The 22,466-nt window shown below is 61.9% G+C and carries 23 protein-coding genes; 14 read left to right on the forward strand and 9 right to left on the reverse strand.

The window, feature by feature from the left end; genetic code table 11:
• Positions 1-134: 134 nt before the first annotated feature.
• Together ASD52_RS01115 and ASD52_RS01120 are read right to left on the reverse strand one after the other, a co-directional pair.
• Positions 135-815, reverse strand: coding sequence for a MerR family transcriptional regulator (locus ASD52_RS01115; protein WP_025427636.1), 681 nt, complete (start codon positions 813-815; stop codon positions 135-137).
• A 416-nt stretch (positions 816-1,231) separates the two neighbouring features.
• Positions 1,232-2,344, reverse strand: coding sequence for a hypothetical protein (locus ASD52_RS01120; RefSeq protein ID WP_025427635.1), 1,113 nt, complete (start codon positions 2,342-2,344; stop codon positions 1,232-1,234).
• Positions 2,345-2,801: 457 nt separating this feature from the next.
• Between ASD52_RS01120 and ASD52_RS01125 the strand changes: the two genes are divergently transcribed.
• From ASD52_RS01125 to ASD52_RS01135, 3 genes are all read left to right on the forward strand, one after another.
• Positions 2,802-3,554: a pyridoxine 5'-phosphate synthase gene (locus ASD52_RS01125; RefSeq protein ID WP_025427634.1), complete on the forward strand. Its 753-nt coding sequence runs from the start codon at positions 2,802-2,804 to the stop codon at positions 3,552-3,554.
• Positions 3,555-3,826: 272 nt separating this feature from the next.
• Complete coding sequence (locus tag ASD52_RS01130; protein ID WP_025427633.1) at positions 3,827-4,450, forward strand: histidine phosphatase family protein; 624 nt, start codon at positions 3,827-3,829, stop codon at positions 4,448-4,450.
• Positions 4,451-4,577: 127 nt separating this feature from the next.
• Positions 4,578-5,792 carry a multidrug effflux MFS transporter gene (locus tag ASD52_RS01135; protein WP_057222707.1) on the forward strand — a complete coding sequence of 405 codons (1,215 nt, stop codon included), beginning with the start codon at positions 4,578-4,580 and terminating at the stop codon, positions 5,790-5,792.
• Between the two features lie 270 nt (positions 5,793-6,062).
• Here the strand turns inward: ASD52_RS01135 and ASD52_RS01140 are convergent, their stop codons facing one another.
• Positions 6,063-6,950, reverse strand: coding sequence for an NmrA family NAD(P)-binding protein (locus ASD52_RS01140; RefSeq protein WP_025427631.1), 888 nt, complete (start codon positions 6,948-6,950; stop codon positions 6,063-6,065).
• Positions 6,951-7,112: 162 nt separating this feature from the next.
• On the opposite strand from ASD52_RS01140, the gene ASD52_RS01145 reads away from it, so the two are divergent.
• From ASD52_RS01145 to ASD52_RS01155, 3 genes are all read left to right on the forward strand, one after another.
• Positions 7,113-7,517 (forward strand): helix-turn-helix domain-containing protein, encoded by a 405-nt coding sequence (locus ASD52_RS01145; RefSeq protein ID WP_025427630.1) that lies wholly within the window; start codon positions 7,113-7,115, stop codon positions 7,515-7,517.
• Between the two features lie 18 nt (positions 7,518-7,535).
• Positions 7,536-8,807 carry an NAD(P)/FAD-dependent oxidoreductase gene (locus ASD52_RS01150; protein ID WP_025427629.1) on the forward strand — a complete coding sequence of 424 codons (1,272 nt, stop codon included), beginning with the start codon at positions 7,536-7,538 and terminating at the stop codon, positions 8,805-8,807.
• 201 nt (positions 8,808-9,008) lie between these two features.
• A complete protein-coding gene (locus ASD52_RS01155) occupies positions 9,009-9,383 on the forward strand; it encodes a VOC family protein (RefSeq protein ID WP_025427628.1) in 375 nt (124 codons plus the stop codon).
• A gap of 261 nt (positions 9,384-9,644) precedes the next feature.
• Here ASD52_RS01155 and ASD52_RS01160 read toward each other — a convergent pair whose 3' ends face one another.
• On the reverse strand, positions 9,645-10,364 hold the full coding sequence (locus tag ASD52_RS01160) for an aspartate/glutamate racemase family protein (RefSeq protein ID WP_025427627.1): 720 nt from the start codon (positions 10,362-10,364) through the stop codon (positions 9,645-9,647).
• Positions 10,365-10,563: 199 nt separating this feature from the next.
• On the opposite strand from ASD52_RS01160, the gene ASD52_RS01165 reads away from it, so the two are divergent.
• Both ASD52_RS01165 and ASD52_RS01170 read left to right on the forward strand, forming a co-directional pair.
• Positions 10,564-11,028: an Lrp/AsnC family transcriptional regulator gene (locus ASD52_RS01165; protein ID WP_025427626.1), complete on the forward strand. Its 465-nt coding sequence runs from the start codon at positions 10,564-10,566 to the stop codon at positions 11,026-11,028.
• 8 nt (positions 11,029-11,036) lie between these two features.
• A complete protein-coding gene (locus ASD52_RS01170; protein ID WP_038577231.1) occupies positions 11,037-11,618 on the forward strand; it encodes an isochorismatase family protein in 582 nt (193 codons plus the stop codon).
• Between the two features lie 17 nt (positions 11,619-11,635).
• Here ASD52_RS01170 and ASD52_RS01175 read toward each other — a convergent pair whose 3' ends face one another.
• The 4 genes from ASD52_RS01175 to ASD52_RS01190 form a co-directional block, all read right to left on the reverse strand.
• Positions 11,636-11,905: an antibiotic biosynthesis monooxygenase gene (locus ASD52_RS01175; protein ID WP_025427624.1), complete on the reverse strand. Its 270-nt coding sequence runs from the start codon at positions 11,903-11,905 to the stop codon at positions 11,636-11,638.
• Positions 11,906-12,029: 124 nt separating this feature from the next.
• Positions 12,030-12,296, reverse strand: coding sequence for a hypothetical protein (locus ASD52_RS01180; protein ID WP_025427623.1), 267 nt, complete (start codon positions 12,294-12,296; stop codon positions 12,030-12,032).
• A 438-nt stretch (positions 12,297-12,734) separates the two neighbouring features.
• Positions 12,735-13,763, reverse strand: a complete 1,029-nt coding sequence (locus ASD52_RS01185; protein WP_025427622.1) for a DUF3095 family protein — start codon at positions 13,761-13,763, stop codon at positions 12,735-12,737.
• A 72-nt stretch (positions 13,764-13,835) separates the two neighbouring features.
• Positions 13,836-14,231 carry an Ohr family peroxiredoxin gene (locus ASD52_RS01190; RefSeq protein WP_025427621.1) on the reverse strand — a complete coding sequence of 132 codons (396 nt, stop codon included), beginning with the start codon at positions 14,229-14,231 and terminating at the stop codon, positions 13,836-13,838.
• 154 nt (positions 14,232-14,385) lie between these two features.
• Between ASD52_RS01190 and ASD52_RS01195 the strand changes: the two genes are divergently transcribed.
• A complete protein-coding gene (locus ASD52_RS01195) occupies positions 14,386-14,877 on the forward strand; it encodes a MarR family transcriptional regulator (RefSeq protein WP_025427620.1) in 492 nt (163 codons plus the stop codon).
• Positions 14,878-15,022: 145 nt separating this feature from the next.
• On the opposite strand, the gene ASD52_RS01200 is transcribed toward ASD52_RS01195, so the two are convergent.
• A complete protein-coding gene (locus ASD52_RS01200; RefSeq protein WP_156408404.1) occupies positions 15,023-16,711 on the reverse strand; it encodes an autotransporter outer membrane beta-barrel domain-containing protein in 1,689 nt (562 codons plus the stop codon).
• A 587-nt stretch (positions 16,712-17,298) separates the two neighbouring features.
• On the opposite strand from ASD52_RS01200, the gene ASD52_RS01205 reads away from it, so the two are divergent.
• The 5 genes from ASD52_RS01205 (at position 17,299) to ASD52_RS01225 (ending at position 22,141) form a co-directional block, all read left to right on the forward strand.
• Positions 17,299-17,544: a DUF3302 domain-containing protein gene (locus ASD52_RS01205; RefSeq protein WP_025427618.1), complete on the forward strand. Its 246-nt coding sequence runs from the start codon at positions 17,299-17,301 to the stop codon at positions 17,542-17,544.
• Positions 17,541-18,482, forward strand: a complete 942-nt coding sequence (locus ASD52_RS01210) for an efflux RND transporter periplasmic adaptor subunit (protein WP_057222708.1) — start codon at positions 17,541-17,543, stop codon at positions 18,480-18,482. Before ASD52_RS01205 ends, ASD52_RS01210 begins: the two co-directional genes overlap by 4 nt.
• Before the next feature lie 430 nt (positions 18,483-18,912).
• The gene (locus ASD52_RS01215) at positions 18,913-20,181 is read left to right on the forward strand and encodes an NAD(P)/FAD-dependent oxidoreductase (RefSeq protein WP_025427616.1); all 1,269 of its coding nucleotides are present in this window, start codon (positions 18,913-18,915) and stop codon (positions 20,179-20,181) included.
• A gap of 259 nt (positions 20,182-20,440) precedes the next feature.
• Positions 20,441-20,905: a hypothetical protein gene (locus ASD52_RS01220; protein WP_025427615.1), complete on the forward strand. Its 465-nt coding sequence runs from the start codon at positions 20,441-20,443 to the stop codon at positions 20,903-20,905.
• A 3-nt stretch (positions 20,906-20,908) separates the two neighbouring features.
• A complete protein-coding gene (locus ASD52_RS01225; RefSeq protein WP_025427614.1) occupies positions 20,909-22,141 on the forward strand; it encodes an HlyD family secretion protein in 1,233 nt (410 codons plus the stop codon).
• Positions 22,142-22,466 lie beyond the last annotated feature (325 nt).

Here is a 22,466-nt window from a genome sequence, read left to right on the forward strand (position 1 = left end):
GATGATCCAGGGAGAATTGCCCCCTCACGATGCCCTTTTCGGCGACGGGAATTTCGACACCGCGATGCTTCATCCCCGTGACCAGCGCGGGATCTCGGCTAGATACGTCCGATAGCGCGAAGCGTCGCGCCTGGTTATTCCGCGGCGATCATGCCTGATAGCACCGCCTTGGCGATGGCCTGGAAGCGGTTGTGGGCGTTGAACTTGCGGATGATGCCGGCCTCGAGCGTCAGCGCTGCGGCCAGATCCATCTCCATCAGCCGGGCGATGCGTGCAGCCGGGTAACCTTCGGCCATGAATGTGAGGCATTCGCTCTCGATCGGCGAGAGATGCACGTTTTCGGCGTCATCGGACGAGGCCTCGCCCTGTTCAGCTTCGTTTTCCAGCAGTTCGGCGATGCGCTGCATCTGGCGCCGCAGGTTGGATTGTTGCGCCGCCAGTTCCCGGCGTCGTGACAACAGCGCTTCCTTGAACAGCCGGTCGGCCTCTGTCTGGTCGTCGGCGCCGGCAAGACCAGCGAGCAGTTCCTGGATGGCCGCGATCGGCATGTCGATTTCACGGCAGGCGTTGATGACGGCCATGCGGCGGATGTGGTCCGGTCCATAGACCCGCATCGGCCCCATGCGGGCGGCGGTCAGCAGGCCCTTCTCCTCATAGAAATGCAGGGTGCGGTGGGTGACGCCGAAGGCATCGGCCATATCGGCGATTGCAAGCGGGCTTGAGGGATCGTGATGGGGAAGCGGCAGTCTGGGCAGGTAGCCGGTGCGCTCCGGCGCCGCCAGCGCGCCCTCGTACTTCCAGTGGTCTCGCGGCATATCGATGATCCCCGTTTGACAGTGCCGCGCGCCTGTTCAAGGGGGCGAAGGCAGCCGTCACGCTTCGATTTGCTGCATAATTGATCCCGATATCGCTGCCGATTTACGGAATTATGCCGCAGGCATCAGGAACTCGTCGCGATCGCACGGTATGACCGGAGCGGAAGCGATCCGCGCTCCAATGCAACCGTCGATGGTCGACGATAGCGACTGCTGCTCGGCTGGGGCACACCGCGAAGGGCGCGGCTACTGCTGACAATTGTGCTTGCCTGACGAGCAACCAGGCACCAATTCCCAACGCATGGCCACACCGTATACGCGAATCACATATATGAATAGTCCTGAATATTGCAGGGGAAGTGCTGGTTTGGGCCATGCTGGCGGGCCGCTTAGGACGCAGGCAGCATGGTTTTCCGTCAGTGGCCGATGACCCGGAGTGGGCTGTTTGCGCTGAGGATGAACAGCGGCTCGTCGCCGCGCAGCGGTGCCAGTTTTTGCTGGCAGGACCAGGCGCTTTCGAAGCTGCCGCGGGTCAGCAGCTTGCGATACTGGGCGGTTGCCGTCATGCAATCCATCAGCGGGCTCTGGATCTGTTCTTCGCTCGCATGGGTGTAGATCTCGCCATCGAGGGAAAACAGTTCGGATGCCAGCGACATGCTTTCAAACAGCAGATCGGGCTCACTCTTCAATCGTTCGCTTGTGATGAAATCCTGCCGCAGCGGCACGCCTTCGCCATCATGCTTGAGCGTAACGCGCACACCGGCCGCAGGCGCGTCGTACCAGGTCAGCTCGAGCGAAAACGACAGCGCCGCATTGCGCGATACCGGCCGTCCGGCGTCGCCGTCGGTGGCGCGCGCCAGTGTCCGGTGGCGCTGAGCGGCGGCGCGAAGGGCGACGGCGAAGGCTTTGACGTCGGCGTTCTGGTCTCCCGATATGGCGACGTTGACGGAGGGCAGCACGCGCTCGATCGAATGGCGGCCGTTGAAGAGCTTCGCCTGCGCATCGATGTCCATCGTCATTTCCGGTGAAGGCAGCGGCGCAAACAACAAAAGCGGCAGCACCGACAGCACAGCCAGCGGCGAAGACAACGGTGCCGGCGGCCAGGCCGTCTTCTGGCCGGGGAGGCGCTTGCGCGTCAGCTTCGGCTGGCGCGTCTGTGGCTCGGCGGGGCAGGCCGCATCGATCTGCCGGCGGCTGTATTCCGGTACATAGGTGCCCTTGGGAATGACCAGATGCCATTCGTCCTCGGCGCCATCGGTCTCGTAATAGGCCTTGAGCAATTTGCGCAGCTTGCCGGCATGCACCCGCACCAGCGGATCGCTGTCGGCATTGAACGCCTGAGGGCGGTCGAAGACGTCGATGGCGATCGAATAGCCCTTCAATTGCGGGCCTTCGCCGATCATCTCCTTTTCGACCACATAGGCGAGAAAAGCGCGCAGGCGTTCGGAACGCGCGAAAGACTTGCTCTCGAGGATACGGCGAAGGTTTTGCCGTATCGTCTCGTCGCAGGGTCTTTCGACCGCCATCATCAATTGTTGCTCCAGGTTCATTCGTCGCGAAACTTTATGAAAGAGATCGAAGGGCAGATCTGCCGCAATTCGATATGATTCGGAAATTTAGGCTCAAAAAAAGCTGTTGTCAGGATGCTTGACCCCAAATTTGAGATTTATCTGAAATAAACTCAAAATTGCGACCGTCCCCTGTGGCAGAACGTAGCGGTGCGTCTTTTGCGACCTTGCATCGCCGACATCCGCATCGGTTTTTGCCTTGGTTGATGGGTCTTGCTGGACGCACTGCATGTTAGGCCCCACTAATGTCAAGGTTTCGTCAAGGCATGGCCGGCAAACAAGCGACGCCGGAGCCGACTTTCGCTGGCGAACGTACTCTTTGGAATTGCTGCATAATCTTGGTCCAAACTGTTTTCTGTTTTTACAATTATGCAGTAGAACATTGCATTGACATTGCCCGCCTCTGGAAAGTTCCGACATGCCCGCAAAACTGTCCGTGAATCTGAATGCCGTTGCCATGCTGCGCAACCGGCGCGATCTTCCCTGGCCGTCCGTCACTGCGCTCGGCCGCATTGCTCTTGAAGCCGGCGCAAGCGGGCTGACGGTGCATCCGCGCCCCGACCAGCGCCATGTGCGCTTCTCCGATCTGCAGCCGATCCGCGATCTCATCGACGACGAATTCTCAGCGACCGAGTTCAACATGGAAGGCTACCCGAACGAGGAGTTTCTACGCCTCGTCGAAACGCACGAGCCGGAACAGGTGACGCTGGTACCTGACGATCCGGCGCAGGCGACCTCAGACCATGGCTGGGACTTCCGCAAGAACCACAACCTGCTCGGCAGCGTCGTTGGTCGGCTGAAGAAAAAGGGCTTTCGCGTTTCGCTGTTTGCCGATGGCGACGAGGACACCGAGGCGCTACGCATTGCCAAGGAGACGGGTGCCGACCGCATCGAGCTTTATACCGGCCCCTATGGCGGTTGCTATGACGACCCCGAGAAGGCGGAAAAGATTGCCGCCGAACTCGGCCGCACGGCGGAAATCGCCGCCAGCCTCGGGCTCGAGGTCAATGCCGGGCACGACCTGACAGTCGCCAATCTGCCGCTGCTCGCCAGGCACATCCCCAACCTCGCCGAAGTGTCGATCGGCCATGGCCTGACGGCAGATGCGCTGGAGTATGGCATGGCCGAAACCGTGCGCCGCTTCCGCCGCGCCTGCGGCCAGACGGTTTGAAGCCACCATTTGCAGGCGACGCAGTCCCTGACGGGCGCGCCATTCAGAGCGGCAGGCGGGCGCGGAGCCCATGGGGACGTCGCGAGTTTCGCGACGTATTCCGCAAGCGCTGGCATGGCGGAATGTTCACTCTTGCAGCGCCGCGCGGCGCTGTAACATTTTAAAATTTCTGCATAATTTTCTCCGTCGATCGATTCCGATTTAAGGCGCGCCATGCAGTTGCTGTGTCGCGAAAACCGGACCGACGAGGCGAAATTCATGAGATTGCCGATATGAAAGACATTTTCGTCGTCACCCACACTCAATCCATCCACCACGAAGAGGACAAGGTGGGAGGCTGGTACGACACCGACCTGACAACTCGCGGCCACGAGGACGCGGCGGCAACTGCCGAGCAGCTGCTGGACCTCATCGGCGGGAACGAGGTGGAGATCCATAGCTCGGATCTTCGCCGCGCATCGCAGACGGCGGCTGCCATTGCAAAGCGCTTCCAGCGGCCGGTGACGGAGACCGCCGATCTCAGGGAAATCAGCTACGGTGTGGCGGGCGGCAAACCCCAGGCGTGGCTCGACGCACGGTATAGCCCGGCGCCGGACGACAACCGGCTCGATTACCATTGCGGCATCGATGGCGCGGAAACCCGGCGCGACGTGGCAGCCCGTGTCTACCCTTGCGTGAACGCGATCGTCGAGCGGCCTTGCGAGACACAGATCATCGTGACCCATGGCTTTACACTCACGCTGGTCCTTGCCGCGTGGATGAAGATACCGATCGATGCCTCGGGCTTCCTGAGTTTCCCGGCAAAATCCGGGAGCATCACGCATCTGCGCCAGGACGATTTCTTCCGAAATCGGGCAGTCATCAGCCTGGCGGATGCCTCCCACCTGAACTCCTGAGCGCCGTGAAACCGAGACGCTGAACTTTCAGGAGCAAAGTTTCTCGAACGAGTCTTGCGACTGGCGCGCGCAAACCTGCGGCTTGACTGCTATAGGTCGAGCCTATCTTTTCCTTTGTGTGCGGCTAATGACATCTCCCACCAGTTTCCGCGAGCGTATCGCTCTCTATGCCCTTCTGACCTCGCTAACCTCCATCAGCATCGATGCGCTGTTGCCGGGCTTGCGTCAGATCGGGGCCGATGTCGGCGTTGCGCCGCCGCTCTCTACCCAGCACATCATATCGCTTTTCATCCTCGGCATGGCGTTCGGAGAGTTGCTGCTGGGCCCGCTCTCCGACGCGATGGGACGAAAGAAAGCGCTTGTTCTGGGCCTTGGCGTCTATGCGCTCGGTACGGTCATCGCCATGGTGGCAGGCTCACTCGAAATGGTGATTCTCGGCCGATTTCTTCAGGGGGTCGGCGTCTCCGGACCGAAGATCGCCACGCGGGCGATGATCCGCGACCAGTTCGAGGGCGATGCCATGGCCCGCGTCATGTCATTCATGTTCACGCTCTTCATTCTCGTGCCGATGCTGGCTCCGACGTTGGCGCAGGGTATCATCGCGGTCGGCGGCTGGCGCAGCGTCTTCGTGGTCTATCTCGCTGTGGCAGGCCTTCTCGGGTTGTGGCTGGTCATGCGGCAACCGGAAACATTGCCGGCCGGGAAACGCATTCCCTTTCGTCCGAGGCTTCTGCTGTCGAACGGGCGGCGTATCCTGTCAAATCGGCGCGTGACGCTGCTGATCGTGGCGACCGGGCTCGTCTTCGGTGCGCAGCTCCTTTACCTCAGCACGGCGGCCGATCTCTTCTTCGATGCCTATGGGATCGGACAAACCTTCCCATTGTATTTTGCGATGCTGGCCACAGGGATCGGGCTTGCTTCGTTCCTCAACGCAAAACTTGTGCAGCGCTTTGGGGCGGAGACAATGGCACGCTATGGTTTTGTCGGGCTGGCGACGGCGGGACTGATGATGCTGGCGGCATCCATTTTTTGGGGCGGACGGCCGCCACTGACCGTGCTGATGGTGCTCGGCTTTGCGGCGTTCTTTGCAGTCGGGGTGCTGTTCGGCAACCTGAACGCCATGGCTATGCGCTCGCTTGGCCAGGTTGCGGGCCTCGGCGCATCGTTGATCGCCTCCGGATCGAGCCTGATCGCGACCCTGTTTGCCATCGGTCTGGGCGCCTTTTACAACGGCACGACGCTGAACCTGTCGGCGGGTTTCTTCCTCGCGGGCCTCAGCGCTCTCGTTCTGGCCGAGATCGCGGTGCGGGGAGATGTCGGGCCGGTGGAGGCCGTCCGATAACGATAGAGGGCTGCGAAGATTGGGCAGGCCGTGGGGAAAGCTTGGAAGCAATGGGGTGTTGGCGGACCGAAAGCCGGCATTTGCCGGCCCGGCTGATGACAAACGACCGAGATCCCCTGTTTGATGCGAGAGACATCCCGTCCTTCTCATCCTCGCCCTTGTGGCGGGGATCCAGTGACCCGACGTCTGTCGGGTCAAAAGACCTTTCAGCCCAAAGACTTGGGCTGGCTAGAATCCTGTGACAGGCACAGGAATGAGGGCGCTTACCATTCAGCCGGCAAGTCTTGCCCTGCTGGCTTCGAGGAAGGCGGTGAGCGGCAGGGGGGTGGCGCCGGTCAGGGTCGTCACGTCGCTCGTCACCATGTCGATATGGCCCTCGCGGGTGTTGGCGTCGAAGGAGACGACGATCGGGATGAGGAAGTCGGGCAGGCCCGCGCCCTTCAGCCCGCCGGCCAGCGCGTCGTCGGAAATGTGGACGACGTCGAGCGGCTTGCCGGCAGCCTTGGAGACGAGAGCGGCGATCTCGTCGGTCGAGCGCAGCTCCGGGCCGGTCAGCGTGAACGTGCGGCTTTCATCGCCGGCTGAAAGCAGGGCTGCTGCGGCGGCCTTTGCGGCATCGGCGCGGGCGAGGTGGGCGAGGCGGCCCTTGCCCGAGGACGAGTACCACTGTCCGGTTTCCAGCGCATGCGGCAGCGCCATGAACAGGTTTTCCATATACCAGCCGTTGCGCAGGATCGTGTAGGGGATGCCGGTTGCCTTGATGGCGTTTTCGGTGCCGAGATGATCGGGCGCAAACGGGATGACCGAGGTCTCCGGGTTCGGCATCGAGGTGTAGAGGATGTGCTTGGCGCCGGCCTTCTTCGCGGCCGCGACGGCTGCCAGATGCTGATGCAGGCGCTTGCCCGGCTGGTCGAGCGCATCGGTGGAGATGATCAGGATGCGGTCGGCGCCGGCAAAGGCCCGGTCGAGCGAGGCCGGATCGTCGAAGTCGGCGACACGTGCCTGCACGCCCTTGCCGACATAGTCGGAAAGCTTTGCCGTATCGCGGCTGGTGGCGATGATGTTGGCCGGCTGGACCTTGCCGGATGCAAGCAGCGCATCGAGCACGAGCTTGCCGAGCTGGCCGGTGGCGCCGGTCACGAGCAATGTATCGGACATGAACTTTTCCTTTTTCTCTGTGATGCCAGCCGACGCTTCGGGAGGGAAAGCACGTCTGCCGGTTGTTGGTCTCTTTTTGAGAGTTGCTCTAATCTAGTAATCTGGTAAGAGCTGTAAAGGAGGCAGTTTTTTCTGCCGTGGTTACAAAAAGGGTACCGGCCCATGAACAAGCTCAGTGGTGATGTGAAGGGCAAGCGCGTGGCGATGGTCTGCGGCGTGCCGATGGATGTCGAGAATTGCCCGGTGCGCGACGTCATGGACAACATCGGCGGCAAGTGGAACTCGCTGATGATCCTGTCGCTGGCCGACGGGGCGTTGCGCTTCTCGGAACTTCGGCGGCTGATCCCCGATATCTCCCAGCGCATGCTGACGCAGACGCTGCGCGACCTGCAGCGCGACGGCTATATCAGTCGCACGGTCTTTCCGACGCAGCCGCCGAGCGTGGAATATGCGCTGACCGATCTCGGGCGCTCGTTGCACGAATTGCTGAAGCATTTTGTCGATTGGTCGGCTGCCAACCATGTGGCAATCCGCGCCTCGCGCCAGGCCTATGACGGCGCGCCTTGAGCGGCTATTGCTGACTGCATGAAGAGACTCGATATCGGTATTGCCGGCGCCGGGCCGGCCGGGCTTGCCTCGGCGCTTTTGCTTGCGCGGCAGGGCCACCGCGTTGAAATCCTGGAACGTTTCGCGGACGTCGCGCCGGTCGGCTCCGGGCTGATGCTGCAGCCGACGGGGCTGACGGCGCTCGCCGCGCTCGGGTTGCTTCAGCCGATCATGGCGCTCGGCAGCCGCATCGACCGGCTGCACGGCGCCGATGCCAGGAGCGGCCGCACGGTGCTCGACGTGCGCTATGACGCGCTTGCGGGCGGTCGCTTCGGGCTGGCCGTTCAGCGCGCAGCGCTGTTCGGCGTGTTGCATGATGCAGTTACAGCGGCCGGCATTGCCATTCGCACCGGCATGACGCTGACCGCGGCCAAGACCTCGGGCGAAAAGGCGGTGCTGACGGATGCCGCCGGCCAGGAGGCGGGGCGCTATGATCTCGTCATCGACGCGACCGGTGCCCGCTCGACCATTGCGGCGGGTGCCGCGACGGCGCCCGGCGTGCGCGAGCTTGCCTATGGCGCCTTCTGGGCGACGCTCGACAGTGACGGCCTGACCCATGATCCAAACGCACTGACACAGCGCTACGACCGCGCCAAGGTGATGATCGGCATCCTGCCGGCGGGCCGGGCGCGACCGAAGGCGCGAGACCATGTTGCCTTCTTCTGGAGCGTCAAGGTCGGCGATGCCGACGCCGTGAAGGCGGCGGGTCTGGACAGATGGAAGGCGGCAATTCGCGACTACTGGCCGGATTGCGCGCCGCTGCTCGACCAGATCGACGATTGGGACCAACTGACGCTGGCGCGCTATGCCCACCGCACCTTGCGCCCGCCGACGTCGGGCCGCGTCGCTTTTGTCGGCGACAGCGCGCATTCGACCAGCCCGCAACTGGGGCAGGGCGCCAACATGGCGCTGATCGATGCGGCGACGCTTGCCCACACTTTGTCGCTTACCGACGATATCGACGCGGCGCTGGCCGCGTATGGCCGGGCGAGGCGCAACCATATGGCGCTGTTCCAGCTGCTGTCGCTGGCGTTCACGCCCTTCTACCAATCGGACTCCGCAGCGCTTGCCTGGCTGCGCGACCGGCTGGTGGCAACGATCGCGCGCATTCCGCCTTCGCCGGCGCTGCTCGCCTCGATAGTTTCGGGCACGCTGATCGACCCCTTTGCAGCCGCGGGCCTCAAGGAGTGCGACTGGCAGGCGATATGCGCGCAGCCGGTCGCCGAAAGCGCTGTCGCCGTGCCCGCCTGAGCGTACCGCGAGACCGCGCATCCGCGTGCAAACCCTGTATAAGGCCCGCTCAGCATAATTCCTCAAGTTGGATTCGATTTAAGGAATTATGCAGCAAATATAAGGTGTTACGGCGTCCTTTGCGCGTCATGGACGCGCGGCGCTGTAGAGGGACGGAAATGCCGACCCTCAAATGGTTCTTTGCGTTGGCGAGGTGTTGTGATGACAGAATTTGTGGCTGCGGTTCTGGTGCATGTCGCCGATGTGGATGCAGGGCTTTCCTGGTATCAGCGCGCCTTCCCAAGCGCAGAACGTCGCCGTCTGGACGCCTTCGATTTCGAGTATCTGAAGATCGGTTCGACCCATCTGGAAATCGTGCCGGCGGACGAGAAGGTGGCGAGCGGCGCGGCCGGTTCGGTCGTCTATTGGCAGGTCGAGGATTTCGACCGGGCGCTTGCCGATTTCAACGGTCTGGGCGCGCCGCTCTATCGCGGCCCGCTTGCGATCGAAGACGGGTTGTGGATGTGCCAGGTTCGCGACCCCTGGGGCAACTGCATCGGCCTTCGCGGGCCACGCAGCGGGCAGGAAACGGCTTGAACATCCGACGCACCTGAACGGCGGCAAACGTCAAGCACGCGGCGCGGCAATTGCGCCTACTGCATGTTTCCTTAAATCCTATTCGATTTAAGGATCAAAACATGCAGCCATTCAAAGTGCTACAGCGACCTTTGCGCGTCTAATAAGACGCCTGTAAGGGACCGAGCATGCCGCATGGATCAACGGAAAATGGCCCACAGCGCAGGCTGGAGGCCATTTTCGTTTGCGGTCGGTGCGGATCGGGGAACGCCCGATCCTGGCTTATGCGGCGCGGCGCAAATCCTCGACGCCGAGGGCGAATTCGACGGCGGCGTCGGCGTGGATCGCGGTGGAGTCGAAGCCCGGCAGCGGCAGGCTCTTCGGGTCGAGGATCAGGCAGATCTCGGTGCAGCCAAGGATGACGGCATCGGCCCCTTCGGCCTCCGCCGTGTCGATCAGGTCGATCAGCGCCTTGCGGGAAGGGCTCAGCACCTTGCCGGCGCAAAGCTCGTCGAAGATGATGTTGTGCGTCAGCGTGCGGCCAGCAGCGTCGGGCACCATCACTTCGATGCCGTGGCTCTTCATGCGCTCGGCGTAAAAGCCGTGCTCCATCGTGTAGCGGGTGGCAAGCAGCAGCGGCTTGCGAACGCCGGCGGCCTTGAGGCGGGCTCCGGTCTCGTCGATGATGTTGATCAGCGGAATGTCGACGGCCGCCTGCACGGCGTCGGCGATCAGGTGCATGGTGTTGGTGCAGATCAGCACGCAGTCGGCACCGGCCGTCTTCAGCCCATGGGCAACATCGGCAAGCCGCCTGGCGGCGTCGTCCCAGCGGCCGGCCTTCTGCAGGTCGACGATCGACTGGAAGTCGACGGAGTGCAGCAGCACCTCGGCCGAATGCAGCGCGCCCAGCCGCTCGCGAACGGCCTCGTTGACCATGCGGTAATAGACCACCGAGCTTTCGAAGCTCATGCCGCCGATAAGACCGATCTTGCGCATTTCCATCGTTTCTTTCCCTGATCCTGTCGCCATCCGCACCGAAGTGCGGCCAGCTGTTTTCGATGGGGAAACTATGCCGGACCTTCGTCCGCAATGGTTCGCTTTGATGGCGCGAGAATGGTCGTTTAGCGCGAATGAATTGCGCAATGACTGTTGATTGTGCAAATATGCAGCGTATCGTTTCGATGAAATGGGAGTGGTGAGCGTGCTGGACGAGAGAGACAGGAAGCTTTTGACGCTGTTGCAGCAGGATGGGAGCATGGCCGTCGGCGAACTTGCCGACCGGGTGAACCTTTCGCTGTCCGCCTGTTCGCGCCGCATCCAGCGGCTGGAAGAGGCAGGTTACATCGCCAAGCGTATCGTCGTTCTCAACCGCGAGCGCATGGGCGTGCCGACCACCGTGTTCGCGATGATCAAGACTGCGCATCACTCCGACGAGTGGATCGAGACATTTCGCCGGGCGATCAGCGACATCCCCGAGATCGTCGAGGCGCATCGCCTGACCGGCAACTACGACTATATCGTCAAGGTCGTGTTGCCGCGGGTCGAACACTACGACGTGGTCTACAAACAGATCGTGCGCAAGGTGGAGCTCTTCGACGTTTCCGCGTCTATCTCGATGGAGATCCTGAAGAGCGGCACCGCGGTGCCGGTCGATTATGCGGAGTGATTGAGACGATGAGCGAGAACGGCATCAAACTGGCCGAGGCGCTTGTGGTCGTCGACGTGCAGCGCGCCTTCATATCGGGTGCGGATGCGGTGCCGGATCTTCTGTCGCTGCAGCGGGCCGTCGGCCGGCTGCTTGAGCGCGCGCGCGAAAAGGCAGTCCCCATCATCTTCGTGCAGAACGACGGGGAAAAGGGTGCGCCGGACGAGCCGGGCACGGACGGCTGGCAGTTGTTCTTCGATGCGAGCCCCGGTGAAACGGTCGTGCGCAAGTCCGTCGACGATGGTTTTCACGACACCGATCTGGAGGCGCGGCTGAGGAGCCATCGGGTCGAAACCATCGCCATCTGCGGCATGCTGTCGGAAATGTGTTTGGCGGCAACGGCGCGCCGGGCGATGGACCTCGGCTTCCAGGTGATCCTCGCCCACGACGCGCACGCCACCTATGACGTGCCACCGGGGCCGGGCGGCTCGGAAAAGGTCCCGGCGCACATGGCGGCGCGGGCCGCCGAATGGTCGCTCGGCGACGAGATCGTGCTGGTCGGAACCATCGACGAAATCGGCTTCGAGCCGGCGATGGCGCAGGCGGGGTGATGCCACTCCGGGCTATCTCATGCCTTGTTGGCAAACCACACTGTCGGCGTGCCTTGCACACCGCCGTTGCGCATTGCCGTTTTCAATTCGTCCAGGTTGCCGAACGCCTGAGCCGCTTCAAGCGTGGCAAACTCATGGGTTACGGTAACATCGTTGGGATTGTCAGGGGCTTGATAAACCGCCTCCGCCAAAACGCCGTTTGCCTTCTGCACCGGCGAAAACGCATCGTATACCCTGCGCCAGGCCGCGTAGTCGAAGACTTCGTGTCTTACGAACAATGTCGTCATATCATCCTCCTGCGTCAGGTTGGGTTGGGACGAGTGTCCTGCCCGGAGGGGCCTTTGTGATGCCGAGACATCGGCGCAAGCGCCTTAAGACCGTCTTGGCATGATGTCGGATGCGGCACCCCGGTTACTGGGATTGGACGAGTAACACCAGAGTTTCGGGCAGCACGCCATCATGCGTCATCGCATCCGCTGCCGCTTTTGTCTGCATGAAGGCCTCCAATTTTGCCATGTCGGCAACATCCATGACCAAGCCGACGCGGTTGGATGCCTGAGGGTCTACAAATGTGCGGATGTTTGTGACGCCGATCGGTTCGAAGATCTGCTTGCGGAGCGGCGAGGCGAGCCAGTGTTTGGTGTCTTTGACATCGTGATAAGCCATAACGGTAGGCATGATGTCCTCCCTTGTGGGTCAAATATTCAACTACACTGCTGCGTTTGGTAACGTTCATTTCAATGATGCTACGAATGTGGCTGTTTTCGACCCGCCCATCCGAAAGATATCTCTGCAATCACTTTGGATTAATTCGGAAAAATCGCATTCATTGGGTCGTTCTGTCGCGGCTGAGCTTTCGGTTGTTTCACTTGGCGACCCTCGCGCTCTGGTGTCGAATGCTTCACGAGCGGTCGCGACAGAATGAAATGGTAAACCGGGGTGAGGGCTCGGCTGTGGGCGCCGGCATCCGGTAGCCCATCGCAAGCTTGATATGGAGGGCTTGGACGGCCCCGTCCGGGGCTTGCGATGTTTCTGTCAACTGCCTAGCGAATCTACTGGATGTCGGTTTGCTGGAGGTGGATATGAAAGTGGATGGCCTTTGCCGCCCGCCAATAATCACGCCGCAGCTTGTTTGGCAGGTGCCAGCATTTCCGCGGCCCTGGCATAGCCGCCGTCCATTCCGTCGAGAAAATGTAGGTGTGAATCAGGTCTGCCGGATGGGATCAGGCAGGTCATCAGCGCATGAGACTGGCGGTGTAGACCGAAACTGACTTCGCCGCGTTGTCTGGCGGCGACAAGGATGGCTTCGACCCGGTCGATCTGCTCATGCGTGCAATCGAGCGTCAGGCGCAAGCCGTCATCGCACTTGCGGAAATCCGAATTGGCCGCGACCGTCGACCAGCGCGCCGGGTCGACATCCATCCGCTCATCCTTTGGTACCGCGACCGCCTCCGGCACCGGATGAGCCTGGCGCTGCCCGGCCTCGAGAACGGCAAGGACGCTTCTCGCCAGGGCGGCAAAGTCCTGAGCGCCGGTCTGTTCGGTCGGCTCTACCAGCAAGGAGAGAATTTCACCGCGCTGGCTGGGAAACGGCTTCCATTCGCACCGGAGACCGGTCAGGTTCGGTTGCGTCGTATCCCTGTCCGGCCTTATCAGGTAGCGCCCGCGCTTGATCTGCTGTTCCGCCCATTTCAATCCGCCACCGGCAAACATGGTATAGGTGGCGTCTTGCGATGCCGCGTAGCGGGCGATCCTGACATCGCTTCCGTTGGCGCGGACTTCGCGCACGGACAACAACCCGGTTCGAAGCGTCAGGCCAAGGCTGTCGCTCGCAAAGGCCGCGACCTGACGCAAGGTCGATGCCGCGGTTGCGGCCGCCTCCGGCGGCAGGGCGAATGCCGCGCCGTCGCCACGAAACACGAAGGGAAAATCGAACGTCCCCCGGGCGTTGCCGAAGGCGACGATCGCGGAGGCGCCGGCAAAGTTGACGTCCTCATAGCGCCCGGACCTGATCGCCGAGGTCGAGTCGACGACATCGGTAATGGCGATGTGCCAATCGTCGGGCAATGGCTCATAGATGGCCGGGTCGACCACATCAGAGAACTCACTATAGGCTTGCGGCGGCTGGGTGTGGCTGTTGCTCATCCGTGTTCTCCAAGTGGGCATAAGGGGAGGTCAGGTCTGCCGGGTGAGCGGCCAGACCTGACCGGATGGCCTTCAGACCAGATTGGTCTCGACATCGATGTTGCCGCGTGTCGCCTTGGAATAGGGGCAGATCTCGTGGGCTGCATGGATCAGTTCATGGGCGACGTCGCGGTCGAGGCCCGGCAGGCTGACATTGAGACGTGCGCGCAGGAAGTAGGAGCCGTCATTAACGTTCAGATCGATCTCGGTGTTGACCTCGGGTCCGGCCGTAAGCTTGATCTTTCTCTGGGAGGCGGCGACCTCGATCGCACCGATGTAGCACGCGGACCAGGCAGCACCGAAGAGGTTTTCAGCGGCCGGATGCGGCTGCGCCAGCTTGAGGTCAAGCATGCCATCGTCGCTGCGCGTGCCGCCGTTGCGGCCGCCGGTGTTGTGGGTCTTGCCGGTGAAGAGGAGCTTCTCGGTCATGGTGAAATCCTTTCTGGTTAAGTTTTATCGCATCCACTATAATCGGATGCGATGTAAATATGCCAACCCAAACCGGATGTCAATACCATTGCGATTTAATCGGATGCGATTTATATAAGGGTCGACAACGAGGACAATGGAACAGGATATACCCATGCCCAAATCCCCAACAGCAAAAGGTGCCGACGTTTCCGCGTCGCAGGCCGAATACGGCGGCAGGAAGCTTTCGAATTTTCTGTGCTTTGCGATCTACTCGGCAAACCTCGCCTTCGGTCGCGCCTACAAGCCACTGCTGGACAAGCTCGGTCTGACCTATACTCAATACGTGACCATGGTGGCGCTTTCCGAGGAAGACGAACAGACCGTGGGCACGCTCGGCGAGAAGCTCTTCCTGGAGTCGAACACGCTGACGCCGATCCTCAAGAAGCTCGAGTCCGAGGGCTATCTGCAGCGCCGGCGCGATCCGGCCGATGAAAGGCAGGTCCGCGTGACGCTGACAGCGGCTGGACGCAAACTGGTCGAAATGGAGCCCGGCGCAGCATTGACGGACGTGATCGGTCTCGGAGACGATTTTCCGGTGGTGCAGCAAACCGTGGTGAAGTTGCGCGACAACCTGTTGCGTGCGACGCATCCTGAGAAAACATGACGTTCGGTAGCCAGGAGCCGGGCAGATTCGCCGCTTGTCGGCTCGCAGGAGATAGTCAGAGCGTTAGGCGGAATCACGGAAGCGCTCTATCTCTTTGTTTTTCCGCATTTCCTGACGAAAAACCGCTTCGCACGTTTGCTGGAAATCAGAAGCTCCACGCGACGTGGAGCTTGCCCTCCCAGACATCGAGATCTTTCTGGCCGAAGCTCAAATAGCCGCCCGTCGCTTCGATCTGGAGGTTGTCGTTCACCAGCATTCGGAAGCCCGAGCGAAGCGAAAACGCCCAGGGCGAGGGCGTCACTTCCGACAGGTCGCCGGTCAGGATCTTGCCGTCGTTGGGCCGCTCGAATTGGTATTCGGCACCGAGTTCGGCGAAGGCGAGAAACGGCTGCCCGTCCGGCAGACGGAAATAACGGCTGATCTCGGTCGAGAGATCGAGGACGCCATAATTGAAGCTGTCGCCGGGAAGGGAAACGCTGACCGGTATGTTGAGGATGCTGCCCGAGAGGTCGTAGGCGTCGCTGTCGATATGGGACCAATTGACGGAGACCTTGGGGCGGATGAAATAGGCATCGACCTTATATTGGCCGTGGAGCGAGATTTCGCCGGCAAGACGCTCCGAATCCTGTCGGCCACTCAGCACGCTCAGGTCGATATCGTTGTTGTAGCGCCCGTATGTCAGCGATCCGTCGATCGCCCAGTGTTTCGACAGACGGTAGGCCGCATAGGGGCCGAAGCTGAAGCCGTCGGTGTCGATGCCCAATGTGCCGTCGAACGCATCGGTCGAACTGTTCTCAAGGGAAACGGTCATGCCGACGACGAGGTCGTTGGTGATGCGGCGATCGAGACCCATCGTCAACGAGCGGGCGAGCGTGTCGCTGTCGCGGTCATAACGTTCGTCGGATATGTCTGCGAACTGGATATCCGACCAGAAGTTCCAGAGCGAGGGCGCTGGCAGATCGCGGCCCGGCGTCAACGGCACCTGTGATCGGTCGGCGCTTTGGGCGGCGGCTTCTTCGGCAGCGAGGTCCCGGCAGATCGGCAGGTCGCGCTGTTGCTTGTTGGAATTTATCGACCGCGGGTCGATACAGGTGTCCGGCGTGGGGGCTGCGACCACGCGGCCGCCTCTGATGGCGGTCGGGGTGCGCGGCGTGAACCCCGGAAACACCGGCTGCGGGCCGACGTCCGGGCGGCCATCGGGCAAGTTGAAACCCGGGAACACCGGCTGGGGGCCGACATCCGGGCGGCCGTCGGGCAAGTGGAAACCCGGAAACACCGGCTGTGGGCCGACGTCCGGTCGGCCATCGGGCAAGTTGAAACCCGGAAACACCGGCTGTGGGCCGACGTCCGGTCGGCCATCGGGCAAGTTGAAACCCGGAAACACCGGCTGCGGGCCGACGTCCGGTCGGCCATCGGGCAAGTTGAAACCCGGAAACACCGGCTGTGGGCCAACATCCGGGCGGCCGTCGGGCCAGTCGATGTTCGGAAAGATGATATTACGCACCTGGTTCTGGGTGTCGAGCAGGCACGGTTTTCCGCTCGATGTGTCATAGAGCTTGTGCGTGCCACCGTTGCCGTTTGAAACGACCGGCGAAAGCGAGAGATGGAGGCCGCGCTTGCTCTTGCTCCAGGTGTCGACTGTCTGATTGCCCTGAGCCGCCTCGAGGCCGAAAGACCCGGCGCTGGTTCCGGAAAGCCAGACAGAGCGGGTGGCCCCTTTCGTGTTGCCGAGATAGGCCAGGCCGCCGCGGGAACTGCAGTTCGCGGCTAATGCGTCGCCGGCTGCCCCAAAACTGCAGAGGCCGGCAATCAGCGCCGCACCCAGATATGCCATCGACGCCGCTTGTCGGACATGGAAATCAGCTCTGCGCATGCTTCCCCCAAACGCTCTGCGACATTCCTGCCGCAGCGAAGTATCGTCAATCGCTCCAAGCCGCTTCCTGGCGCTATTCCCCTTGCCCCCGAGGCGGCAGGCGACTGCCCCGCCGCACCGACTCCATTTGTATATTTCCTCAAAGCTTGCCGCACTCCCACCGTGCAATTCTAGTGGTTCGATGGCGGTTTTTCCCGCATGCCTGGCAATCGGGCCGAACTCGACAAAGCCGTTGCCGATGCTCGACCAACGTCGTCGGGGACAATGCGGAGCCGCCCGTGCGGGCGGTTCAAAGGTGAAAGAGACACGGTTGCACCCGTCGTTGCGCGAGGGCGCCCGCCACGGGCCAAGGCCGTCATGCCGTCTTCTCGGCCGTGCCGACGTCGGCATCGGATTAACTGTTACGTACTTCCCACGCGAGCGGCATTGGCTAGCCTGAGCCGATCTGTTCAGCGTCCTTGCCGGCAGCGCGGGTCGGCTCGCTCATGCCAGAGGCCACGGCCATGCCTGGCTCAATAGTGTTTACGCCTCAACGAAGGGATTTGGCCATGAGCCTTATCGACCTATTTGCGTGGATCGTGCTTGTCGTCCTGGTCTTAAGCACCGTCGCGGTGATCGTCTTCCTGGCCATGCTGCCCGGGATGATCGCCAAAAAGCGGAACCATCCGTGGGCCGAAGCGGTGACGGTGGGCGGTTGGGTGACGCTGCTGTTGGGTTTCGCCCTTTGGCCGATCGTCCTGATCTGGGCCTATGTTGACGTTCCCCGTGTCTCCAAGGTGGAGCTTGGACAATGATCGTTGTTCTTCTCAACGTCTATCTGGTCATCCTGTTCTGCCTGGTGAAGTTTCGGATTGTCCCGTTCAATCTGTTCTGGAAGGTCTCACCGATACTGGTCCTGCTCATCCTGCTGGTCGGCCTGTTCATCCCGATGAACTGGGGCGCACCGCAAGGACCCGCACTCGTCGTGCGCAATTCCGTCGCCATAGTGCCCAGCGTCGCGGGCGAAGTGGTCGAGGTGCCGGTCAAGGCGAATTCGCCGCTAAGGGTTGGTGACGTGCTGTTCCGTATCGATCCCGCTCCCTATCAGTCGCAGGTCAATGCTCTGCAGGCCCAGCTCAAGTTGAGCCAGTTGCGGCTGGCGGAGAAAACGAGATTGCAGACGACTCCCGCCGGACGCGCGTTCGATGTCGAACAATATCAGGCCGAGGTCGATCAATTGGAGGCGCAGTTGGTGGGAGCCAACTGGAACCTCGAAAAAACCATCGTCCGTGCTCCTGCCGATGGCTACGTGACGAACCTAGCGCTGCGCACGGGCGCGCGTGTCGCCAATCTGCCGCTATCACCGGTCATGGCCTTCATCGATACCTCGGAGACGATCATCGGCGTCGAGGTGCCGCAGATCGATGCGCGCTATGTCGAGCCCGGTCAGCCTGTTGAGGTGACGTTCAAGTACGAGCCCGGAAAAGTCTACGGCGGCAAGGTTGAGAGCATTCTCCAGGCGGTGGCGACCGGACAGACGCAGACGTCGGGCACTGCCGTTTCATCGAAGACCATCGAGACGCTGCCGTTCGTTGTCAGGGTAAAACTTGATGACGCCGAGTTTGCCAATCGTCTGCCCGCAGGAAGCACGGGGGATGCGGCGATCTTTACCGAACATGTCAGCGCGGCCCATGTGATCCGGAAAGACCTGCTTCGGCAGATCGCGATCACGAACTACATCAACCCCTTCTGACTGAGGGCTAGATCGGGGCGAAACGATCAGTGCTTGTGTAAACGGCTGCGGGCGTAGGGCGGCCAGCTGCAAGCAATCATGTCCCATGCCCGGGGTCCATTTTCGGAAATCGCGTGCTGAACCCATGCTTGGCCGACGTTGCCCAATAGGTGAGGCTGCCACTGCTCTCGAATGCGTTCTGCAAATGACCAGCAGCAGCTGAAGGGCGGCATTGCGCCAGCCACACGGCGCCGAAGGCCGCCTCGCAGGGAGAGGGGGAAACGATCCTGCCAGCACCGACTTCCGGCACCCGTCTACGGTAGCCCAACACATTATTGCAACGCCGGTGCCAGCGCCATGACCGATTTTGCAAGGGTGGCATACGAAGCCGGCGGTTGTGTTGGCGCGGCGCCGCTCCACATTTGAGAAAAGTCAAATCGGGATCATGGCCATGCAGGACAGGCATCATGTCGTCGTCGTCGGTGGAGGGTTTGGCGGGCTGCAGCTCGTCAACGGGCTTGCCGGCGCGCCGGTGCGTATCACGCTGATCGACCGGCGAAACCACCATCTATTCCAGCCGCTGCTCTACCAGGTCGCGACCACGCTGATCGCTACGTCGGAGATCGCCTGGCCGATCCGCAATCTCTATCGCGACCGGCCGGAGGTAACGACGCTTCTGGGCGAGGTTACCGGCGTCGATGCTGCCGCCAAGACGGTGACGCTCAAGGGCGGGCAGGCGATCGGCTACGACACGCTGGCGATCGCCACCGGCGCGACGCATGCCTATTTCGGCCATGACGAATGGGAGCCGGTGGCGCCGGGTCTGAAGACGCTGGAGGACGCGACCACCATCCGTCGCCGCGTGCTCATCGCTTTCGAAAAGGCGGAACTCGAGGAAGACCCGGCCGTGCGCGAGGCGCTGTTGACCTTCACCGTGATCGGCGCCGGGCCGACGGGCGTCGAGCTTGCCGGCATCATCGCCGAAATGGCCCACCGCACGCTGCCGAGCGAGTTTCGCCGCATCGATACCCGAAAGGCCCGGGTGATCCTGGTGGAGGCGGGGCCGCGCATTCTGGCTGCCTTCAGCGAGGACCTGTCCGATTATGCCCGGCGTGAACTGGAAAGGTTGGGCGTGGAGGTCCGGACCGGAACGCCGGTGACGGACTGCACCGCCGAAGGGGTGACGATCGGCGAGACTTTCGTTGCCAGCCGGACGCTCGTCTGGGCCGCCGGCGTCCAGGCGTCGCCCGCCGCCCGTTGGCTCGGCATTGCCGAGGATCGGGCCGGCCGCGCGATCGTCGGCGCCGATCTTGAGGCGCCAGGTCATGACGATATCTTCGTCATCGGCGATACGGCCTCCGTCACCTATGACGGAGGCAAGCCGGTGCCGGGGATCGCGCCGGCCGCAAAGCAGCAGGGTGCCTATGTCGCGAAGGTCATCCGCGCACGCCTTGGTGGCGGCAAGCCGCCCGGCGATTTTCGCTACCGCCATCAGGGCAGCCTGGCGACGATCGGTCGGCGGGCGGCGATCATCGATTTCGGCCGCTTCAAGCTCAAGGGTGCGCTTGCCTGGTGGATCTGGGGCATCGCCCATATCTATTTCCTGATCGGCACGCGCAGCCGCTTCGCCGTCGCCTGGAGCTGGTTCTGGACCTATTTGAGTGGCCAGCACAGCGCCCGGTTGATTACCCAGAAAGAGACTTTGCGCGACGGGCAATAGCGGTGCGGCATGACAGCCGGCGGGCCTGAGCATCGCGGGTGGTGAGTGTGCCTCTACAGGTGAGTGTGCCTCTACAAGGGCTCGCTGGCTCCTGACGCAATGATGGAGGGGCGGTGGCCGGCAAGGCCCGCCGGACGCGACCGGCTGATATCAACCGTGATCGGGGATACGGTAAAAAAGACTTTGCTTACAAGCGCAAATTGTGTGCTAACTCTCTGAAATCGAGACTATAACCTGACATGCGTTGGGGGAGACGGAGATGGCAGACTTGATACATCCAAAAGCGATCGAACATCTGCCGATGTTCGTCACGCCGCCCGGGCAGTCTGACCTTCTGTTCAATTTCGTCGTGGTGTTCCTGCTGCTCGCAATCTTCGGGATCGGCACGCTCTACCTGCGCCTGCATGCCCTGCCCGAGCAGATGGCCCACGGGGGGAGCAAGGCGAAGTTCGAGGTCGTGGCAGTGCTGGCGCTGATCGCGCTGTTTACGCACAATCATCTCTTCTGGATCGCGGGGTTGATCTTGGCTCTGGTGGATCTGCCCGACATCTGGTCGCCGCTCAGATCGATCGCGCGTTCGCTGGAGAAAATGTCGGGCCGCGAACCGGAGCCGGAGCTGGACGCCCATGGGCACGTCCGTGTCGATCACCCTGTTGTTCCCGAGCCGGCGGCGTCGGCTGTCGAAACCAGGGTCGAGCCGACCTCGAATGATGGGAGGGCATGAGCCATGTTCGAGTTCCTGCTTTGCTCGATGCTGACCATCCTTCCCGACTATCTCTTTCGCCGGTATGTCCAGGGCAAGAGGTTCGGCCACGAAATCACGCTCTATTCCGTCTGGTTCGAACTTCGGTACGGCATCACCGCCTGTCTGATGCTGACGCTGACATTGATCACCCTGGTGTTCTATTTCCATCCGTCGACCAAGAACGTCACCTCGGTGTTCCGCACCGTTACCATTCTGCCGGAGACGGGCGGGCGTGTGGCCGAGGTCTATGTCCAGCGCCATCAAATGGTGGAGGCTGGTGCGCCGCTGTTCAAGCTCGACAGTACCGAACAGGAAGCGGCGATCGAGCTTGCACGTCGGCAGATTGCCGAGGTCGAGGCCGAAACCACGGTGGCGCAGACTGAGCTTGCCGCCGCCGACGGGCTGATCCAGCAGGCGCAAGGCGCCTTTCTTCAGGCACAGGACCAGCTCGAGACCCAGACGGAGCTGATGCGCCGCAACCCCAATGTCGTGGCTCCGCGTGAGATCGAGCGGCTGCAGGTGGCGGCTGACGGCCGCAGGGGAGCGGTCGACGCGGCCACTGCCAACAAGCGCACGCTGGAAACGAAGATCGCGTCGCTGCTGCCATCGCAGAAGGCAAGCGCCGAGGCAGCCCTCAAACAGGCTCAGGTGGAGCTCGACAAGACCACCGTGCGCGCCGGCTTTTCCGGCACGCTGCAGCAATTCACGCTCAGGGTCGGCGAAGTCGTCAACCCGATGCTGCGCCCGGCGGGCATTATGGTACCGTCTGAGGCCGGTCGCGTGGCGCTGATCGCCGGGTTCGGCCAGATCGAGGCGCAGGTGTTGAAAGTCGGCATGATTGCCGAGGCCACCTGCGTCGGCAAACCCTTCACCATCATCCCGATGGTGGTGACGGAGGTGCAGGCCGTGATCGCCGGCGGACAGCTGAGGGCGAGCGATCAACTGATCGACCTCTCGCAACTAGCGGCGCCCGGCACGATCACCGTTTACCTTGAGCCGCTCTATCCCGGCGGCCTCGAAGGGCTTCCACCGGGCAGCAGTTGCATCGCCAACGCTTACACCAACAGCCATGACGAGTTGGAAGCACCCGGCACCAGCACGCTGCGCGGGATCTATCTGCACGTTGTCGACACGGTCGGCCTGGTGCATGCGATGATCCTGCGTATGCAGGCGCTGATGCTGCCGGTGCAGACACTGGTGCTCGGCGGGCACTGACGGTCCGCCGCATCTGTTGACGGCAAAACGGCGCGGCGCGTGTTCGCGCCACCTTTTCCGTCGGTCGGCACGCGGGAGGGGCTAGAGCGTTTCCGGTTTAAACGGAGTCACGGACACGCTCTATCTCTTTGTTTTTGCGCATTCCCTGACGGAAAACCGCTTCGCACTTTTCCTGGAAATGCTCTAGGTGGATATGCGGCGCGCCCTGGCAACGATCCGGCGGGCATGACCAAACGCACCGGAGCGCAATTCTTGTGCCGCTTCGCAACGCCATTTCCATTCTTGCAAAATAGCGAACAGTCGGTTTGTCGCCAGTCCTGTGTCG

Origin of the sequence: Ensifer sp. Root142 (assembly GCF_001426785.1) — a bacterium.
Lineage (GTDB): Bacteria > Pseudomonadota > Alphaproteobacteria > Rhizobiales > Rhizobiaceae > Ensifer > Ensifer canadensis.

Coding starts and splice junctions, on each gene's coding strand:
- ASD52_RS01195 (WP_025427620.1), top strand. CDS start 14,386: ATGCCCAAATCCCCAACAGCAAAAGGTGCCGACGTTTCCGCGTCGCAG.
- ASD52_RS01190 (WP_025427621.1), bottom strand. CDS start 14,231: ATGACCGAGAAGCTCCTCTTCACCGGCAAGACCCACAACACCGGCGGC.
- ASD52_RS01225 (WP_025427614.1), top strand. CDS start 20,909: ATGTTCGAGTTCCTGCTTTGCTCGATGCTGACCATCCTTCCCGACTAT.
- ASD52_RS01210 (WP_057222708.1), top strand. CDS start 17,541: ATGATCGTTGTTCTTCTCAACGTCTATCTGGTCATCCTGTTCTGCCTG.
- ASD52_RS01145 (WP_025427630.1), top strand. CDS start 7,113: ATGAACAAGCTCAGTGGTGATGTGAAGGGCAAGCGCGTGGCGATGGTC.
- ASD52_RS01180 (WP_025427623.1), bottom strand. CDS start 12,296: ATGCCTACCGTTATGGCTTATCACGATGTCAAAGACACCAAACACTGG.
- ASD52_RS01155 (WP_025427628.1), top strand. CDS start 9,009: ATGACAGAATTTGTGGCTGCGGTTCTGGTGCATGTCGCCGATGTGGAT.
- ASD52_RS01130 (WP_025427633.1), top strand. CDS start 3,827: ATGAAAGACATTTTCGTCGTCACCCACACTCAATCCATCCACCACGAA.
- ASD52_RS01150 (WP_025427629.1), top strand. CDS start 7,536: ATGAAGAGACTCGATATCGGTATTGCCGGCGCCGGGCCGGCCGGGCTT.
- ASD52_RS01215 (WP_025427616.1), top strand. CDS start 18,913: ATGCAGGACAGGCATCATGTCGTCGTCGTCGGTGGAGGGTTTGGCGGG.
- ASD52_RS01135 (WP_057222707.1), top strand. CDS start 4,578: ATGACATCTCCCACCAGTTTCCGCGAGCGTATCGCTCTCTATGCCCTT.
- ASD52_RS01205 (WP_025427618.1), top strand. CDS start 17,299: ATGAGCCTTATCGACCTATTTGCGTGGATCGTGCTTGTCGTCCTGGTC.
- ASD52_RS01200 (WP_156408404.1), bottom strand. CDS start 16,711: ATGGCATATCTGGGTGCGGCGCTGATTGCCGGCCTCTGCAGTTTTGGG.
- ASD52_RS01140 (WP_025427631.1), bottom strand. CDS start 6,950: ATGTCCGATACATTGCTCGTGACCGGCGCCACCGGCCAGCTCGGCAAG.
- ASD52_RS01125 (WP_025427634.1), top strand. CDS start 2,802: ATGCCCGCAAAACTGTCCGTGAATCTGAATGCCGTTGCCATGCTGCGC.
- ASD52_RS01160 (WP_025427627.1), bottom strand. CDS start 10,364: ATGGAAATGCGCAAGATCGGTCTTATCGGCGGCATGAGCTTCGAAAGC.
- ASD52_RS01220 (WP_025427615.1), top strand. CDS start 20,441: ATGGCAGACTTGATACATCCAAAAGCGATCGAACATCTGCCGATGTTC.
- ASD52_RS01120 (WP_025427635.1), bottom strand. CDS start 2,344: ATGATGGCGGTCGAAAGACCCTGCGACGAGACGATACGGCAAAACCTT.
- ASD52_RS01170 (WP_038577231.1), top strand. CDS start 11,037: ATGAGCGAGAACGGCATCAAACTGGCCGAGGCGCTTGTGGTCGTCGAC.
- ASD52_RS01115 (WP_025427636.1), bottom strand. CDS start 815: ATGCCGCGAGACCACTGGAAGTACGAGGGCGCGCTGGCGGCGCCGGAG.
- ASD52_RS01185 (WP_025427622.1), bottom strand. CDS start 13,763: ATGAGCAACAGCCACACCCAGCCGCCGCAAGCCTATAGTGAGTTCTCT.
- ASD52_RS01175 (WP_025427624.1), bottom strand. CDS start 11,905: ATGACGACATTGTTCGTAAGACACGAAGTCTTCGACTACGCGGCCTGG.